Source organism: Streptomyces sp. NBC_01176, from assembly GCF_045039825.1.
Lineage (GTDB): Bacteria > Actinomycetota > Actinomycetes > Streptomycetales > Streptomycetaceae > Streptomyces.
The window spans coordinates 7,975,854-7,991,611 of the sequence record NZ_CP108600.1 but is presented as its reverse complement, the minus strand read 5'-3'; the positions used below and the strand labels follow the sequence as shown (position 1 = coordinate 7,991,611).

Genomic DNA, 15,758 nt, shown 5'->3' with positions numbered 1-15,758 from the left:
ATGTCGGGTCGCGCACCGGAGTCATCCCCCGGTGCGCGCCCGCGTGGCCGCACGCGCCGCCCCTGCTTCGCCGGGCACCTCGCGGAGCGCGCCCTCGCCCGCCAGCGAGCGCCAACCGCCGTTGTCCACAGACGTGCTGATCATGCCTCAGATGTCCGCCGCCGGGGTTCCCGCCGCCGCGGAGGTACGGCCGGCCCTCCCGTCGTCGCCGGTCCGCCCGGCAGTTCACCGCGGCGTCCGCCGGCGGTCCGGGGCGCGTGGTGATCTCGTCCAGCTCGCGCAGACGGCTGACCGAGGTGACTCGTCCAAAGGAGTGACACAGGCTCGTCGGCGCCGGACCGCACCGACCCCGCGGCGGGGCGCCTGACCAGGTGCGTAACTCAGGTGCTCCGAAGGAGGCAAAACAACCGCAAAAAGAACTACAAAAGGGATAGAAGGACACTTTACCGATCAGTCACAGACCGTTCGTGATCACGCAACACCAGTCCTTCACAGTGGCTCCATGACTCCAGACATGTCTGATGTGACCCGTGCGAGGCACGGCCGTCCTGTTCACCACTGGCGGCGGGATCTCGTGGAGCTCGCCGCACTGTTCACCGCCGTCGCGGTCGCGGACGCCGTCGCCAACCTGATCGGACACGGCCCCGACGGGCCGGCCCTGCTGGTGATCTCGGCCGCCGCCCTGGTCGCCACGGCCGGATTCCACACATGGTGGGCACGCCGCCACGGTCACGCGCCGCCGCCGGACCATACCGGTGCCCGGACACTCGCCGACGGGCGGCGGTCCGGGCGGCCCGAGAAGGCGGGGGCGACCGAGGAGACCGAGGAGGCCACGCGGTCCGGGGCGGCTCCGGGGGCCGCCGACGGGGCGACCGTGCTGTGGCGGATGCGGACGACGGTCAGGGACGAGCCGGGTTCGCTGGCCGCGCTGTGCACGGCGCTTGCGCACCGGCAGGTCGACATCCTCAGCCTGCAGACACACCCGCTCGCGGAGGGGACCGTGGACGAGTTCCTGCTCCGCGCGCCCGCGGGGCTGCCCGCGTCCGAGATCACCCGCGCGCTCTCACGGGCGGGCGGCACCGGCACCTGGATCGAGCGGGCCGACGCCCACGACCTGGTGGACGCACCCACACGCGTCCTCGGCCTGGCCACGCGAACGGCTTTGGACGCGGCGGAACTTCCACTGGCCCTCCGGCAGTTGCTCGGTCGGTGCACCATTCGTTCGCTGCCCGCCAGGTCTCCTGGGTCGGGCCGGTCGGAAGAGGGCGCGCCGGTCGAAGGAGCGCTGGAGGACACGGTGATGCGGTTGCGCGCACCGGAGGGTGGGGTGATCACGGTGGAGCGGCCGTACCTGCCGTTCACGCCGACCGAGTTCGCGCGGGCGCGGGCGCTGGTCGAGCTGGACGCGCGCCTGGGTCCGCGCATCCCCAGGGGCCAGGACATGCTGACGCTGCCCGAGGGCAACGAGATCACCGTGCGCCGCGCCGACGTGTCCGACCTGGAGGCCGCGAAGGCGATGCACGAGCGCTGCTCGTCACGCACGCTGACCATGCGGTACCACGGGCCGGTCGGGGACGCGGACCGCTATCTGAACCACCTGCTCAGCCCGCGCTTCGGCCGCACTCTCGCCGTCCGGACGCCGTCGGGGCGCATGGTCGGGCTCGGCCATCTCCTCTGGGACGGTGACGAGACCGAGATCGCGCTGCTCGTGGAGGACGACTGGCAGCGGCGCGGTATCGGTGGCGAACTGCTCGGCCGTCTGGTGGCGATGGCGGTCGAGGCGGGGTGCGAGAGCGTGTACGCCGTCACGCAGGCCTCCAACACCGGGATGGTCGCCGCGATGCGCAGCCTGGATCTCCCTCTCGACTACCAGATCGAGGAGGGCACCCTCGTGATCACCGCGCGCCTGGACACGGCACCGGTGACGTCCCCGCTCCCGTACGTCCACGGGCAGGAGCAGGGCCGGCACGGGTCGCCGCGCGGTGAGCGGGTCACCCGGGACTAGGGCGGGTTGCGAGCGTCCCGCCTGCCTCGCGACGCCCGGCACGCCCTCTCGGCGCACCCGGCGGCCTTCCCCACCACCGGTGCACGCACCTCTCGGAGGCCCCGGGCACCTCGCCCGGGGCCTCCCCCCTTCATTCTGTGGCCGAACCCGCGTGTTCCTCCCGCAGGTTCCGGCCCCCTCCCCCCGCCGTACGTACCTCCGTCGCGCGTCCCAGCGCGTCGTCCAGGTCGGCCCACAGGTCCTCGACGTCCTCCAGCCCGACCGACAGGCGCAGCAGGCGGTCGCTCACGCCGGCGCCGCGACGGTCGCCCTCGGCGACGATGCGATGGCTGATGGACGCCGGATGCTGGATCAGGCTGTCGACGCTGCCGAGACTGACCGCGGGGGTGATCAGACGGACTCCGGCGATGACCTCGTGCGGGTCCCCGTGCACCTCGAAGGCGATCATGGCGCCGCCGATCCGCGGGTAGTGGACGCGGGCGACGCGTGGGTCGGCGGCGAGCCGGCCGGCGAGTTCCGCGGCGCTCGCGGAGGCGGCCCGGACCCGTACCGGCAGGGTCGACAGTCCCCGCAGCAGCAGATACCCGGCCAGCGGATGCAGGACGCCACCGGTGGCGAACCGCACCTGGCGCAGCCGTCCGGCGAACTCCTCGTCGCAGGCGACCACTCCGGCCATGACGTCCCCGTGCCCGCCCAGGTACTTGGTGGCGCTGTGCAGGACCAGACGCGCGCCCTGCTCGGCGGGGCGTTGCAGCACCGGCGTGGCGAAGGTGTTGTCGGCGAGGAGCGGTACGGAACCGCAGGCGTGCGCGACGGCGCGCAGGTCGATCTCGGCGAGCGTCGGGTTGGCCGGGGACTCGACCATGACCAGCCCGGTGTCGGGGCGCAGGGCGTCCTCGATGCCCGCCGGGTCGACCCAGGTCACCTCGGAGCCGAGCAACCCGGCGGTGAGCAGGTGGTCGCTGCATCCGTACAGGGGGCGCACCGCGACGACGTGGCGCAGGCCCATCGCGTTGCGTACGAGCAGGACGGCGCTCAGCGCGGCCATACCGCTGGCGAACGCGACCGCGCTCTCGGTTCCTTCGAGCCGGGCGAGGGCGGTCTCGAAGCGCGCGACGGTCGGGTTGCCGAGGCGGCCGTAGACGGGCGGGCCCTCCGGTTCGGCGCCGTCGGCCGCGAACGCGTCGATGCGGGCGGCCTCGCCCCGGCTGTCGTACGAGGGATAGGTGGTCGACAGATCGATCGGTGCGGCGTGCAGCCCCTTCCGGGCGAGGTCCTCCCGCCCCGCGTGCACGGCCTCGGTGGCCAGAGCGCGGGTACGTGTGCGGGATTCACCCCGCGGGCCGGGGATCCCCGTGCCGGTGAGCCCGGTCCCGGTGAGCCCGGTCCCGGTGAGCCCGGTCCCGCTGTCGGAACCGACGCCGGTGTCGCGCGTGCCGCGTATGTCCGCGTCCATGTCATCTCCGCCGAAGTCCATGCACAGCAGCCTGAACACCGACCGGGGTCGTGGCGTCGTAACCCGTGTTACGTTCGGGCCATGGCCGATTCCGTCGTACTCGATCCGGTGGATCTTCATCTGCTGCGACTGCTGCAGAACGACGCCCGGACGACGTACCGCGATCTCGCCGCGCAGGTCGGGGTCGCGCCCTCGACCTGCCTGGACCGGGTGACGCGACTGCGCCGCGCGGGAGTCATTCTCGGCCATCAGCTGCGGCTCGATCCGGCGAAGCTCGGCCGGGGCCTGGAGGCGCTGCTGTCCGTGCAGGTCAGGCCGCACCGCAGAGAGCTGGTGGGTCCGTTCGTGGACCGGATCAGGGCACTGCCGGAGTCGCGGACGGTCTTCCATCTCACCGGTCCCGACGACTACCTCGTGCAGGTCGCGGTCGCGGACATGGCCGACCTGCAGCGGCTGGTTCTCGACGAGTTCACCTCCCGGCGTGAAGTGGCCCGGGTGGAGACCCGGTTGATCTTCCAGCAGTGGGACTGCGGCCCGCTCCTGCCGCCCACCGGGCCCGGAACGACGCCCACAGCGAAATCGGGCTGATGCGGACCAAAAGCCCGCTGTGACGGGCTGACGGGATGCCTGTTCCCGTATGAGGATGTCGGCATGTCAGAGACGAAGAATCCGCTGCCCCGCGAGGTCGCCGACGCGTATGTCGACGACCTCATCGCCCTCGACCCGGTCCTCGGTACGTACCTCGGTGTGAAGGAGAGCGCCGGCAGGCTCCCGGATCCCTCTCCCGCGGGGCAGCAGGCCCTCGCGGAGCTGGCGCGGGCGACTCTCGCCCGCCTCGACGAGGCGGAACGGCAGCCGGGCGCGGACAGCGACTCCGAGCGCCGCTGCGCGCGGCTGCTGCGCGAGCGGCTGACCGCCGAACTGGCCGTGCACGACGCCGAGGAGGGGCTGCGGGCGGTCGGGAACATGCACACCGCCGCGCACGCCGTCCGGCAGGTGTTCAGCATCGCGCCGACCGGGACGGACGAGGACTGGGCGGCGATCGCCGAGCGGCTGCGCGCGGTGCCGGCCGCGCTGGCCGGATACCGCGAGTCCCTCGCCCTCGGTCTGGAACGCAAGCTCTACGCGGGTCCACGCCCCACCGCGACCTTCGTCGACCAGCTCACCGAGTGGTCGGCTCCGGACGCGCACGGCCGTGCCTGGTTCGAGGACTTCGTGTCCGCGGGCCCCGACTCCCGGCGCGACGAGCTGGACACCGCCGCGCGGACGGCCACCCGGGCCCTGGTGGAGCTGCGCGACTGGATGCGCGACGTGTACGCGCCCACCATCCAGGGCGCGCCGAACACGGTGGGCCGGGAGCGGTACGCGCGCTGGGCGCGTTACTTCAACGGTACGGATCTCGACCTCGACGAGGCGTACGCGTACGGCTGGGCCGAGTACCACCGGCTGCTCGCCGAGATGAGGACCGAGGCCGAGAAGATCCTGCCCGGCGCCGAGACGCCCTGGGTGGCGCTCGCGTACCTGGACGAGCACGGCACGCACATCGAGGGTGTCGACGAGGTCCAGACATGGCTGCAGGGCCTGATGGACCAGGCGATCGACGCTCTGGACGGCACGCACTTCGAACTCGCCGAGCCGGTACGGAGGGTGGAGTCCCGGATCGCGCCGCCGGGCAGTGCCGCGGCTCCCTACTACACCGCGCCGTCGTCGGACTTCTCCCGGCCCGGCCAGACCTGGCTGCCCACGATGGGGCAGACCAGGTTCCCCGTGTACGACCTCGTCTCGACCTGGTACCACGAGGGCGTTCCCGGGCACCACCTCCAGCTCGCGCAGTGGGTGCACGTCGTCGAGGACCTCTCCCGCTACCAGGCGACCGTGGGCCTCGTGAGCGCCAACTGCGAGGGCTGGGCGCTGTACGCGGAGCGGCTGATGGACGAGCTGGGCTTCCTCGCGGACGCCGAGCAGCGCCTCGGCTATCTGGACGCGCAGATGATGCGCGCGGCCCGGGTGATCGTCGACATCGGTATGCACCTCGAGCTGGAGATCCCGGCGGACTCGCCCTTCCACCCCGGCGAGCGCTGGACGCCCGAACTGGCGGAGGAGTTCTTCGGCGCGCACAGCAGCCGGCCCGCGGACTTCGTCGAGAGCGAGCTGACCCGCTATCTCTCGATTCCCGGTCAGGCCATCGGCTACAAGCTCGGTGAGCGGGCCTGGTTGCAGGGCCGCGCGAACGCGCAGCGGCGCCACGGGGACGGCTTCGACGCGAAGGCGTGGCACATGGCGGCCCTGTCGCAGGGCTCGCTGGGCCTGGACGACCTGGTGGACGAGCTGTCCCAACTCTGACCGCCACCGACGGCAGCCGGGCCCGGACGCACGGCGGCTCGGCCGTACGGCCCGGGCCTGCCGCCGGGGCCCGGCCGCCGTCGGCGGTCTCGGGCGGGCCGGGCTGATCCGCCCCCGCTCAGCAGCCGCAGTCCTCCGTGCCCACGGGCGCCGTCAACGGGTCCGGCGCGCGCCGCTCACGCCCCTGCCAGGTCTCGAACTCGAAGCCCTCACGCACCCAGTACTCGAACCCGCCGAGCATCTCCTTCACCTGGAAGCCGAGTTCGGCCAGGGCGAGGGCGGCGCGGGTCGCGCCGTTGCAGCCGGGTCCCCAGCAGTAGGTGACGACGGGCACCGACCTGTCGAGGAGTCGCTCGGCCTGCTCGGCGACGAGCGCGGTCGGCAGATGGACCGCGCCGGGTACGTGTCCCTGGTCCCACGACTCGGTGGAGCGGGAGTCGAGGACGACGAAGCCGGGGTCCCCGCCGGCCGCGAGCGCGGAGGCGACGTCGGACACGTCGGCGTGGAAGGCGAGGCTCGCGCCGAAGTGGGCGGCGGCCGCGGCCGGAGCGGCGGGGGCGACGCGCAGGACGGCGTTCGTCGCGAGCGGCGTGCCGCTGGTCATGGATGCCCCACGTGTCACGGATGCCATGGGTGTCGTGGGTGGGGGCGTCACGGGTGTCAGAGGTGTCATGGCCAGAAACCTACGGGCGGTGATCCCGTTCCTGAAGTGGTGATCCACGGCCTCCCTCTTGATCCGCCGGGGATTTCCCTGCTATTCCTCGCTCATGACCTCGTATTCCCCGGACGCCACCGACTGGCGCATCCTCGACGTCCTCCAGCGTGAGGGGAGGGTCAGTTTCGCGGAGCTGGCCCGTGCCGTCTCGATGTCCGCGAGCGCGGTCACCGAGCGGGTGCGGCGGCTGGAGGAGGCAGGCGTCATCCAGGGGTACGCGGCCGTCGTGGCGCCGGAGAACATCGGCCTGCCCATCCTCGCCTTCGTCCGCCTGCGCTACCCGAACGGCAACTACAAGCCGTTCCATGATCTCGTCGACGCGACGCCCCAGATACTGGAGGCCCACCACGTCACCGGCGACGACTGCTTCGTCATCAAGGTCGCGGCCCGCTCGATGAGTCACCTGGAGGAGATCTCGGGCAGGATCGGCACGCTGGGTTCGGTGACGACGAGCGTCGTCTACTCCTCGCCGGTGCCCCGGCGCCCCCTGGGGCACTGACCCGCCGCCCTGCCCCACCGACCAGGCACGGCGGTGACGGCCCGCGGCGCCCACCACGGGCTGGGCGTCTCAGTCGTGGACGCCCCGCTGCCGTACGACCGATCCCGTTCTCCCCTTCACGACCTCCAGCTGAGCGTGGATACGGCGCCGCAGGTCGGCGACATGGCTGACGATGCCGACGCTGCGGTCGCGCTCCCGCAGCGAGTCGAGCACGTCGAGGACCTCGTCGAGGGTCTGGTCGTCGAGGCTGCCGAAGCCCTCGTCGATGAAGAGCGTGTCGAGCCGCACCCCGCCGGCCTCGTCCGTGACGACGTCCGCGAGGCCGAGGGCCAGCGCGAGCGACGCGAAGAACGTCTCGCCCCCCGAGAGCGTCGCCGTGTCCCGCTCCCGGCCGGTCCAGGCGTCCACCACGTGCAGTCCGAGCCCGCTGCGGCCGCGGCCCGCACGGTCGTCCGAGTGGACGAGGGTGTAGCGCCCGGAGGACATGCGCTGGAGCCGTACGGTCGCGGCGGCGGCGACCTGTTCCAGGCGGGCGGCGAGGACGTAGGACTCCAGGCGCATCCTGCGTTCGTTCTCCGCCGAGGTGCCCGCCGCCAGCCCCGCCATGCGCGCCACCCGGTCGTACTCCTCGCGCAGCGGTCCCAGACGGCGTACCGACGTGGTCGCGCGCGCGGACAGCCGGTCCAGTTCGGCGCAGCGCCGGGCGGCCGCGTCCTGGGCGGAGGCGACGTCCCGCAGCCGGCGGGCGGCGGCCTCGGCGGACTGTTCGGCCGCCCGCAGATCGACGGCCGGGCGCCGGGCCGCGGCGGTCGTGTCGGCCTCGGCGAGCACGGCGCGGACCGCGGCCTCCTCCGACTGCCAGGCGTCGAGGCGCCGTTGCAGGTCGCGGTGGGCCTCGTCGTCGAGCAGTGCGGCGGCCGCGGCCTGCGGTGTGGAGAACCCGGCGCGGAAGGCCGCGTCGGCGAGGCGCGCGTCGGCGTCCTTGAGCCGCTGTGCGGCGTCCTCGGCCGCGCGGACGGCGTCCGCGGCCTCGGTGAGCAGGGCGGCCCGCCGCTCCAGCTGCGCGGCCCGCGCGGCGACACTCTCGGCGGCGCCCCGGGCCTGCGTCAACTCCTCCTCCAGCAGGGCCCTTTCGCGGTCGAGGGTGTCGCGGTGGGACACCCGGGCCGCGGCACGCAGTTCGGCCTTCTGCCGGGCGGCGACCCGTCGTTCGTGTTCGAGTTCGGCCTGGGCGAGACGCTCGCGGGCGGCGTGCAGCCCGGAGGCCGCGGCGCGCGCCTCGCCGTGCTCCCGCTCCAGTTCCGCTTCCTGCTCGGCGAGTCGATCGGTCGGTGTGTCGCCCGCCTCGGCGGAGGCGGCGGCGAGCGCCTCGCGTACGACGCCGAGCCGGCGCTCGTCCTCGGACGCCTTCTCGTCGGCGCGCTGATGGACGGCGAGGGCGCGCTCCTCCGTCTCCCGGTCGACGTGTCCGGCGACCTTCCGCGCGGGCGCCGGGTGTTCGGTGGCGCCGCAGACGGCACAGGGATCTCCGTCGACGAGTCCGGCGGCGAGCTCCGCGGCGATGCCCTTGAGCCGCTCCTCCTTCAGGTCGAGCCAGTGGGCGCGCGTCTCCGTCGCGTGGGCGCGGGAAGCGAGAGCGCGCTCGTGGGCGTCGTCCGTGTCGCGGGCGAACTGGTCGCGCTCGCGGGCGGCCCGCAGCCTGGCCCGGGCGGGGTCGCGCCGCACGGCCAGCTGCTCGGCGCGGGTGGCGGCCTCCTGCGCGGTCTCGATACGTGCCTGGAGGCCGGCGCGGGTGGTCTCCCAGGTGGCGAGCCAGCTCTCGGCGTCCTGCAGGACGTCCTCGTCGGCACGCTCCTGGCGGTCCAGGCCGGCGCGCTCCTCGGTGAGTTCGCCGAGCCGGCGCTCGGCCCGACGGGCCGAGGCCAGGCCACCCAGTTCCTCGGCCGCCCTGCGCGCGTCCGCCGCGAGCCCGGGGGCGCCGGCGTCGGCGAAGGATGCCGGGAGAGCGGCACGCGCGTGTGCCTCCGCCATGACAGCGCGCCGGTGCTCGGCCTCGCCCGCGTCGCGCAGGTCGAGAGCGGGGGCCACCGCCTCGGCCTTGCGGCCCCGCTCCATGCGTTCCTGCGCCTCCCGGTGGGAGTCCGAGCGCTCCTCCAGCCGCGCGGCGCGCTCCCGCGCCTCGGTGAACCGGCGCTGCAGGCGGGCCACTTCCCGTACGTCGTCGAGTACGCGGTCGGCGGCGGCCTGCGCGGACTCGGCGGCCGTCACCGCGCTGTGCGCGAGGGTCAGCCGCTCGCGGGCCGTGCCGCGGGCGACGGCGGCCCAGGCCAGGACGGCCTCGGCGAGGCCCGGGTCACCGGGCGCGAGGTCGGGCAGTGCCACCTCCGCGATGTCCCCGGCGGCCTGCTGCATGCGGTGGGCGTCGGCGAGCAGCGCGGCGTCCCCGTCGCGCACCTCGGCCTCGGCGGCACGCCGGCGCTCGGTGAGGCGTTTCTCGACCTCGGCGAAGCGGTGGGTGTCGAAGAGGCGGCCGAGGAGCTTGCCGCGGGCTTCGGCGTCGGCCCGCAGAAAGCGGGCGAAGTCGCCCTGGGGCAGCAGCACGACCTGACAGAACTGCTCACGGCTCATGCCGAGCAGCTGGGTGATCTCCTCGCCGATCTCCTGGTGGGAGCGGCTGAGGTCCTTCCAGGTGCCCGCCGGTCCCTCGTACTCGCGCAGCCAGCTCTGGGCCTTTTCGGTGGTCGTGCCCGTGCCGCGCTTCTTCGGACGGGCCCAGGGGGGCTGCCGGGTGATCTCCATCCGGCGTCCGGCGACGGTGAGTTCGAGACGGATCTCGGTGCGGGTGGCGGGGGCCGCGTGATCGCTGCGCAGGGTGAGTCCCTGACCACTCTGGCGGGCGCCCGGTACCGCTCCGTACAGCGCGTAGCAGACGGCGTCGAGGACGGAGGTCTTGCCCGCGCCCGTCGGTCCGTGCAGCAGGAAGAGTCCGGCGGCCGACAGCTCGTCGAAGTCGACCTTCTGGGTGGTGCCGAAGGGCCCGAAGGCGGTGATGTCCAGACGGTGCAGCCTCATCGGCCCCCCTTGCTGTCGTCGAAGCGGTCCCCGTCGCGGCAGTTCGCGTCGCGGCAGTTCGCGTCGCGGCAATTCGCGTCGCGGCAATTCGCGTCGCGGCAATTCGCGTCGCGGCAGTTCGCGTCGAAGCGGTCGCCGCCGAAGTCGTCCCGGTCGGTTCGGGCGGCGGGGAGGTGGGCGGCGGCGACGCCGGACCCGCGCGGTGGTGGTGTCACCGGGCGACCTCCCGTACGGCCTCGTCGGCGTGGACGGCGTCGAACGCGTCCCGCAGCACGGCCCGTTCCCGGGGGTCGGGAGCCGTGCCGCGCACATGGGCCACGAAGTCCTCGGCGATCTGCTGTTCGCTGCGGCCCGCCAGTCGCCGGGCGTACGACACGTCCGGGTCCTCGGGAGCCCGCTCGGGGTCGAAGACCAGGCTGAGGGTGTGCGGGAAGCGCTCGGCCAGCCGGGCCATCGGCTCGGCCGGGCGCACCGGATCGGTGAGGGTGGCCTCGACCCACGCCTCCTCGTGACGCGTCAGCTCCGGGTCGGCGAGCAGGTCCTCCAGCCTCCCCCGGACGCGGGCGAGCGCCCGGGGTACGGGGCAGTCGACGCGTTCGGCGTCGAGCGAGCCGTCCGGGCCCAGGTCCACCAGCCACATGCTCTTGCGGTGGTCCGCCTCGGAGAAGGAGTACGGCAGCGGGGAGCCGGAGTAGCGGACCCGCTCGGTGATGGTCTGGCTGCCGTGCAGATGGCCCAGCGCCACGTAGTCGACGCCGTCGAAGACTCCGGCGGGGACGGCGGCGACACCGCCGACGGTGATGTCCCGCTCACTGTCGCTGGCCGCTCCTCCGGTGACGAAGGCGTGGGCGAGGACCACGGACCGGGTGCCCGGCGGGCGCGTGGCGAGGTCGGCGCGGACGCGGTCCATGGCGGCGGCGAGGACGGATTCGTGCCCTGCCCTGTCCACCCCGAACTCGTCCTTCACCAGGGCCGGTTCGAGGTACGGCAGGCCGTAGAGGGCGACGTCGCCGTGGGCGTCGGCGAGGACCACGGGTGTGCCGGCCGCCGAGGGCTCGGTCCGCAGGTGGATACCGGCCCGCCCGATCAGCCCGGCCCCGACGCCGAGTCGGCGCGCCGAGTCGTGGTTCCCGGAGATCATCACCGTGGGCACGCCGAGGTCGGCCAGCCGGTGCAGGGCGTCGTCGAAGAGCTCCACGGCCGCCAGCGGCGGGACCGCCCGGTCGTACACGTCCCCGGACACGACCACCGCGTCGACGCCGCGCTCGCGCACGGTCGTGACGAGATGGCCGATGAACTCGGCCTGGGCGCCGAGCAGGGTCACCCGGTGGAATGCCCGGCCGAGGTGCCAGTCGGACGTGTGCAGAAGCCTCATGATCCCCGAGACTAACGGGCGGGTCGGACATCACGGGCGGCTACTCCCGTATCGGCCCGCGCTGCCCGTCTACGCGTCCCCGTACGCCTCTCCGCCCAGTTCGAACCCGGCCGTCCCGGCCGTCGCGTCCGCGAGCCAGGCCCGGAACGCCGTGACGTCGGCGTCCGGCAGTCCGATCTCGATCGTGACGGCCTCGCCGTAGCGCACGTCGCGCACCTCGCGCCCGGTGGCGCGCAGGTCGTTCTGTACCTTGCCCGCGCGCTGGTGGTCCACGGTCACCGTGGCCAGCCGGAAGCGTCTGCGTGTCAGTGTGCCGAGGGCGTCCAGCGCCTCGCCCACCGAGCCGCCGTACGCCCTGATGAGTCCCCCCGCGCCGAGCTTGACCCCGCCGTAGTAGCGGGTGACGACGGCGACGACGTACCGCATGTCGCGGCGCAGCAGCATCTGGAGCATGGGGACGCCCGCGGTGCCGCCGGGTTCGCCGTCGTCGCTCGCCCGCTGGACGGCGGCGTCGGCTCCGATGACGTACGCGAAACAGTTGTGGGTGGCGTCCGCGTGCTGTCTGCGGACGCCCGCGACGAAGTCCTGGGCCTCCTGCTCGGTGGCCGCCGGGGCGAGGGCGCACAGGAAGCGGGAGCGGTTGATCTCGGTCTCGTGCACACCCGCGCGGGCCACTGTGCGGTACTCGTCCTGCATCCGGCCAGCGTATGCGCTGCACGCGCGCGTGCCGGACGGCGGAGCCCGGAGGTGACGTCCTGCGCGCCGTCTTCCGCGCGGTCGCCCCGGCGCGGGCCCTCGCGACGCCGTGGTGGATACTCGCTCCTCGTTGCCCGAAGCCGGACCGCCGGCCCGACCGATCGCAGGGAGATCGCAGCATGACCGGCACCCAGGTGGACAACGCGCACAACCCAGACAACGCCGACAACGCCGACAACGCAGATAACGCAGACCCTGCCGGACCCGCGGATCGTGGGCCCTCGGCCGCCGCGCCCCGCTGGCGGGCGTGGCTCCTGGAGGGGCTCAGTGAGCAGTCGGCCCGGCACCCGGGCCCGCACGCCACCCCGGACACCGAACACCAGGGCCACACTTGGTGGCGGGTGATGTGTCTCACCGGCGTCGACTACTTCTCCACTCTCGGCTACCAGCCGGGCATCGCCGCCCTCGCGGCCGGTCTGCTCTCGCCGCTCGCCACCCTCGTCCTGATCGCGCTGACCCTGCTCGGCGCGCTGCCGGTCTATCGCCGCGTCGCCAAGGAGAGCCCGCACGGCGAGGGTTCGATCGCGATGCTGGAACGGCTGCTTCCCTGGTGGGCGGGGAAGGTCTTCGTCCTGGTGCTGCTCGGCTTCGCGGCCACCGACTTCCTGATCACGATCACCCTGTCCGCGGCGGACGCCTCCGCGCACGTCGTCGAGAACCCCTTCGCGCCGCACTGGACGCACGGCGCGAACATGTGGATCACCCTTCTCCTGGTGGCCGCGCTGGGCGCGGTCTTCCTGAAGGGCTTCAAGGAGGCCATGGGCATCGCCGTGGCGCTCGTGGCGACGTATCTCACGCTCAACGTCGTCGTCCTGGTCACCGCCGCCTGGCAGGTGCTGAGCCACCCGCACAAGGTCGGCGACTGGACGGACGCGATGACGGCGGAGCACTCCTCGCCGCTCGCGATGATCGGTGTGGCGCTCCTGGTCTTCCCCAAGCTGGCGCTCGGCATGTCCGGCTTCGAGACCGGTGTGGCGGTGATGCCGCAGGTCAAGGGTGATCCCACGGACACGTACGCGAAGCCGGCGGGCCGGATCCGCGAGACCCGGCGACTGCTCACCACGGCCGCCGTGATCATGAGCTGCTTCCTGCTGCTGTCCAGCCTGGCGACGACGATCCTGATCCCGCAGGGCGAGTTCGAGAGCGGCGGCTCGGCGAACGGCCGCGCGCTCGCCTACCTCGCGCACCAGTACCTGGGCGAGGGATTCGGCACGGTCTACGACATATCGACCATCGCGATCCTGTGGTTCGCCGGAGCCTCCGCGCTCGCCGGCCTCCTCAACCTCGTCCCGCGCTATCTGCCCCGCTACGGCATGGCTCCCGAGTGGACACGCGCCGTCCGTCCCCTGGTGCTGGTCTTCATGGCGGCCGCGGTGCTCATCACCCTGTGGTTCGACGCGAACGTCGACGACCAGAGCGGCGCGTACGCGACCGGTGTGCTGGTCCTGATGCTCTCCGCGTCGTTCGCCTCGGCGGTCGCCGTGCACCAGCGCGGCCACCGCGCCGCGGCGATCGGCTTCGGCGCGATCACCGCGGTGTTCGGCTACACGCTGGTCACCAACGTCATCGAGCGCCCCGACGGCATCAAGATCGCGCTGATCTTCATCCTGGCGATCCTGCTCACCTCGTTCGCGTCCCGCGTCCGCCGCGCCTTCGAACTGCGGGCCGCCGAGGTCACGTTCGACGAGGCGGCGGCCCGGTTCGTCGACGAGGCCGCGGCGAGCGGTCCGCTGCTGCTGATAGCGAACGAGCCGCACGAGCACAGCACCCGGGAGTACCGCGCCAAGGAGTACAGCCAGCGCGAGCAGACACACATACCGGACGGCCGTCCGGTGCTGTTCCTCGAGATATTCGTGACCGACTCCTCGGACTTCACGGCCGACCTCGCCGTGCACGGCGACGAGAAGCACGGGGTGCGCAGGCTGCGCGTCGAGGGCGCCACCGTGCCCAACACCATCGCGGCCGTCATGATGCGGTTGCGCGACCGCACCGGCCAGGTCCCGCACGCCTACTTCAACTGGACCGAGGGCAACCCGCTGAGCCACCTGGTCCGCTTCCTCGTCTTCGGCGACGGCGAGGTCGCCCCCGTCACCCGCGAAGTGCTCCGCCGCGCCGAGCCCGACCCCGAGCGGCGGCCTCGCGTCCACGTGGGCTGATCCTCAGGGCTTCTTCCTGCCCCGCGGCACGATCATGTCCGTCAGCAGGGCCACCCCCGGGGCGAGCGCGCCCCAGGAACTTCCGTGCCAGGCGAGGACGGCGACGGCCGAGGTCGGGAACTTCGTCCGTACGTCGTCCAGCGCGTCGTCGAGACTGTCCCCGGCCAGTTCGAGGACCAGTTCCTGAAGTCCCGGGTTGTGTCCGATCAGGAGCAACGTCATCATCTGGTCGGGGACTTCGTGCACGGCCGCGAGCAACTCGGGTGCGTCGGCGCCGTACAGCCGACGGTCGAACCGCGCGGGCGGCGGCGTACCCCACTGCTGCGCCGCCAACTCCCAGGTCTGGCGGGCGCGTACGGCGGTGGAGCACAGGGCGAGGTCGGGCAGGCAGTCGGCGTCCGCGAGGGCGCGACCGGCCGCCGGGGCGTCGCGACGGCCGCGCGGGGCGAGCGGCCGGTCGTGGTCGCCGATGCCGGTGGGCCAGGCGGACTTGGCGTGTCTGAGGACGACGAGTCTGCGCAGCGGGCCCGCTCCGGCGCGTGTGATCACCACTGCGTCCCGATGTCACGGGTGAGTTCGAGTCCGAGCAGCCGGTCCGCGTAGGCGTACGTCTCGAAGCGGGCTCCGTCCGGCACGTCCTCGGCGTGCTCGACACGTCGCAGCGCCTCCAGCACGGCGGGTACGTCGAGGTCGTCCTCCCACGCGGCGCGCAGCTCCTGGCGTACGTGCTCGGGAACGGGCCTGGACGGCCGGGTGGCCCAGCCGGCGACGGCCTTGCGCCAGCGCCCGAGCGTCTCGCGGGCACCGTCGAGGTCCGCGGCGGCGAGGTCGAGGGCCTGCCGGCGCGGGGTCGCGAGCAGGATCATCCGCAGCAGCGAGTGGTCCGCGGTGCCGCTCACCGGGGCGACCTCGATGCGGGCGCCGTCGAGGCCGGCGTCCGAAGGCCCCGGGATCTCGGGGTCCTGGTCGGCGGGGGCCGGGGCCGTGGACGTCGGGGCCGTGGACGTCGGGTTCATCGGGGCTGTTTCCCCGCGGGCTGAGCGGCCGGCGGCCGACTGTCCGGGGGCCGGGTCCTCAGGGGCGCCGCCCGCGGACACGAGCACGTGCAGGGCGGGGCCCGCGCCGCCCCGCTCGCCCTCGGCCCGGCGGATGCCGAGCGCATCCGCGCGCGCCCGGAGTCCCGGGGGCGGGTCGGCCACCGTGACGACGGGGGTTCCGCCGAGTTCCAGGGCCCTGGCGAGGACGTCGGCGACCAGCAGGACCCGCAGCGCGGACAGATCGTCACGCTCCACGTGCGCCTCGACGCGGGTCAGACCCCGGCGGGCGCGGACGGCTTCGACGGTCTCGCCCGTTCGGGCGTCGGTGATACGCAGCACGAGGT

Annotated in this window: 13 protein-coding genes; 5 read left to right on the top strand and 8 right to left on the bottom strand. The window is 73.3% G+C overall.

What is annotated here, in order from left to right:
• Window positions 1-21: 21 nt before the first annotated feature.
• Window positions 22-144, bottom strand: coding sequence for a hypothetical protein (locus tag OG199_RS34710; protein WP_405832786.1), 123 nt, complete (start codon window positions 142-144; stop codon window positions 22-24).
• 370 nt (window positions 145-514) lie between these two features.
• Here OG199_RS34710 and OG199_RS34705 point away from each other — a divergent pair, with 370 nt between their 5' ends.
• Entirely contained in the window at window positions 515-2,005 is a 1,491-nt protein-coding gene (locus OG199_RS34705; protein WP_356801172.1) for a GNAT family N-acetyltransferase, read from the top strand.
• 130 nt (window positions 2,006-2,135) lie between these two features.
• Here the strand turns inward: OG199_RS34705 and OG199_RS34700 are convergent, their stop codons facing one another.
• On the bottom strand, window positions 2,136-3,461 hold the full coding sequence (locus tag OG199_RS34700) for a trans-sulfuration enzyme family protein (RefSeq protein ID WP_405832784.1): 1,326 nt from the start codon (window positions 3,459-3,461) through the stop codon (window positions 2,136-2,138).
• An 81-nt stretch (window positions 3,462-3,542) separates the two neighbouring features.
• Here OG199_RS34700 and OG199_RS34695 point away from each other — a divergent pair, with 81 nt between their 5' ends.
• Entirely contained in the window at window positions 3,543-4,049 is a 507-nt protein-coding gene (locus OG199_RS34695) for an Lrp/AsnC family transcriptional regulator (RefSeq protein WP_356801174.1), read from the top strand.
• A gap of 63 nt (window positions 4,050-4,112) precedes the next feature.
• On the top strand, window positions 4,113-5,804 hold the full coding sequence (locus OG199_RS34690) for a DUF885 domain-containing protein (protein WP_405832782.1): 1,692 nt from the start codon (window positions 4,113-4,115) through the stop codon (window positions 5,802-5,804).
• Window positions 5,805-5,922: 118 nt separating this feature from the next.
• Here the strand turns inward: OG199_RS34690 and OG199_RS34685 are convergent, their stop codons facing one another.
• Window positions 5,923-6,435, bottom strand: a complete 513-nt coding sequence (locus OG199_RS34685; protein WP_401806369.1) for a rhodanese-like domain-containing protein — start codon at window positions 6,433-6,435, stop codon at window positions 5,923-5,925.
• Window positions 6,436-6,571: 136 nt separating this feature from the next.
• Between OG199_RS34685 and OG199_RS34680 the strand changes: the two genes are divergently transcribed.
• Window positions 6,572-7,018, top strand: a complete 447-nt coding sequence (locus OG199_RS34680; RefSeq protein WP_405832779.1) for an Lrp/AsnC family transcriptional regulator — start codon at window positions 6,572-6,574, stop codon at window positions 7,016-7,018.
• 69 nt (window positions 7,019-7,087) lie between these two features.
• Here the strand turns inward: OG199_RS34680 and OG199_RS34675 are convergent, their stop codons facing one another.
• From OG199_RS34675 to OG199_RS34665, 3 genes are all read right to left on the bottom strand, one after another.
• Window positions 7,088-10,090, bottom strand: a complete 3,003-nt coding sequence (locus OG199_RS34675) for an AAA family ATPase (protein WP_401806371.1) — start codon at window positions 10,088-10,090, stop codon at window positions 7,088-7,090.
• Window positions 10,091-10,301: 211 nt separating this feature from the next.
• A complete protein-coding gene (locus OG199_RS34670; RefSeq protein WP_356801179.1) occupies window positions 10,302-11,465 on the bottom strand; it encodes an exonuclease SbcCD subunit D in 1,164 nt (387 codons plus the stop codon).
• 69 nt (window positions 11,466-11,534) lie between these two features.
• Window positions 11,535-12,161 carry a YigZ family protein gene (locus tag OG199_RS34665; RefSeq protein ID WP_356801180.1) on the bottom strand — a complete coding sequence of 209 codons (627 nt, stop codon included), beginning with the start codon at window positions 12,159-12,161 and terminating at the stop codon, window positions 11,535-11,537.
• Window positions 12,162-12,340: 179 nt separating this feature from the next.
• On the opposite strand from OG199_RS34665, the gene OG199_RS34660 reads away from it, so the two are divergent.
• Complete coding sequence (locus OG199_RS34660; protein WP_356801181.1) at window positions 12,341-14,377, top strand: amino acid transporter; 2,037 nt, start codon at window positions 12,341-12,343, stop codon at window positions 14,375-14,377.
• A gap of 3 nt (window positions 14,378-14,380) precedes the next feature.
• Here OG199_RS34660 and OG199_RS34655 read toward each other — a convergent pair whose 3' ends face one another.
• Together OG199_RS34655 and OG199_RS34650 are read right to left on the bottom strand one after the other, a co-directional pair.
• Complete coding sequence (locus OG199_RS34655) at window positions 14,381-14,926, bottom strand: histidine phosphatase family protein (protein WP_356801182.1); 546 nt, start codon at window positions 14,924-14,926, stop codon at window positions 14,381-14,383.
• Window positions 14,923-15,753 carry a hypothetical protein gene (locus tag OG199_RS34650; RefSeq protein ID WP_405832776.1) on the bottom strand — a complete coding sequence of 277 codons (831 nt, stop codon included), beginning with the start codon at window positions 15,751-15,753 and terminating at the stop codon, window positions 14,923-14,925. Before OG199_RS34650 ends, OG199_RS34655 begins: the two co-directional genes overlap by 4 nt.
• Between the last annotated feature and the right edge of the window lie 5 nt (window positions 15,754-15,758).

Coding starts and splice junctions, on each gene's coding strand:
- OG199_RS34710 (WP_405832786.1), bottom strand. CDS start 144: ATGATCAGCACGTCTGTGGACAACGGCGGTTGGCGCTCGCTGGCGGGC.
- OG199_RS34705 (WP_356801172.1), top strand. CDS start 515: ATGTCTGATGTGACCCGTGCGAGGCACGGCCGTCCTGTTCACCACTGG.
- OG199_RS34700 (WP_405832784.1), bottom strand. CDS start 3,461: ATGGACGCGGACATACGCGGCACGCGCGACACCGGCGTCGGTTCCGAC.
- OG199_RS34695 (WP_356801174.1), top strand. CDS start 3,543: ATGGCCGATTCCGTCGTACTCGATCCGGTGGATCTTCATCTGCTGCGA.
- OG199_RS34690 (WP_405832782.1), top strand. CDS start 4,113: ATGTCAGAGACGAAGAATCCGCTGCCCCGCGAGGTCGCCGACGCGTAT.
- OG199_RS34685 (WP_401806369.1), bottom strand. CDS start 6,435: ATGGCATCCGTGACACGTGGGGCATCCATGACCAGCGGCACGCCGCTC.
- OG199_RS34680 (WP_405832779.1), top strand. CDS start 6,572: ATGACCTCGTATTCCCCGGACGCCACCGACTGGCGCATCCTCGACGTC.
- OG199_RS34675 (WP_401806371.1), bottom strand. CDS start 10,090: ATGAGGCTGCACCGTCTGGACATCACCGCCTTCGGGCCCTTCGGCACC.
- OG199_RS34670 (WP_356801179.1), bottom strand. CDS start 11,465: ATGAGGCTTCTGCACACGTCCGACTGGCACCTCGGCCGGGCATTCCAC.
- OG199_RS34665 (WP_356801180.1), bottom strand. CDS start 12,161: ATGCAGGACGAGTACCGCACAGTGGCCCGCGCGGGTGTGCACGAGACC.
- OG199_RS34660 (WP_356801181.1), top strand. CDS start 12,341: ATGACCGGCACCCAGGTGGACAACGCGCACAACCCAGACAACGCCGAC.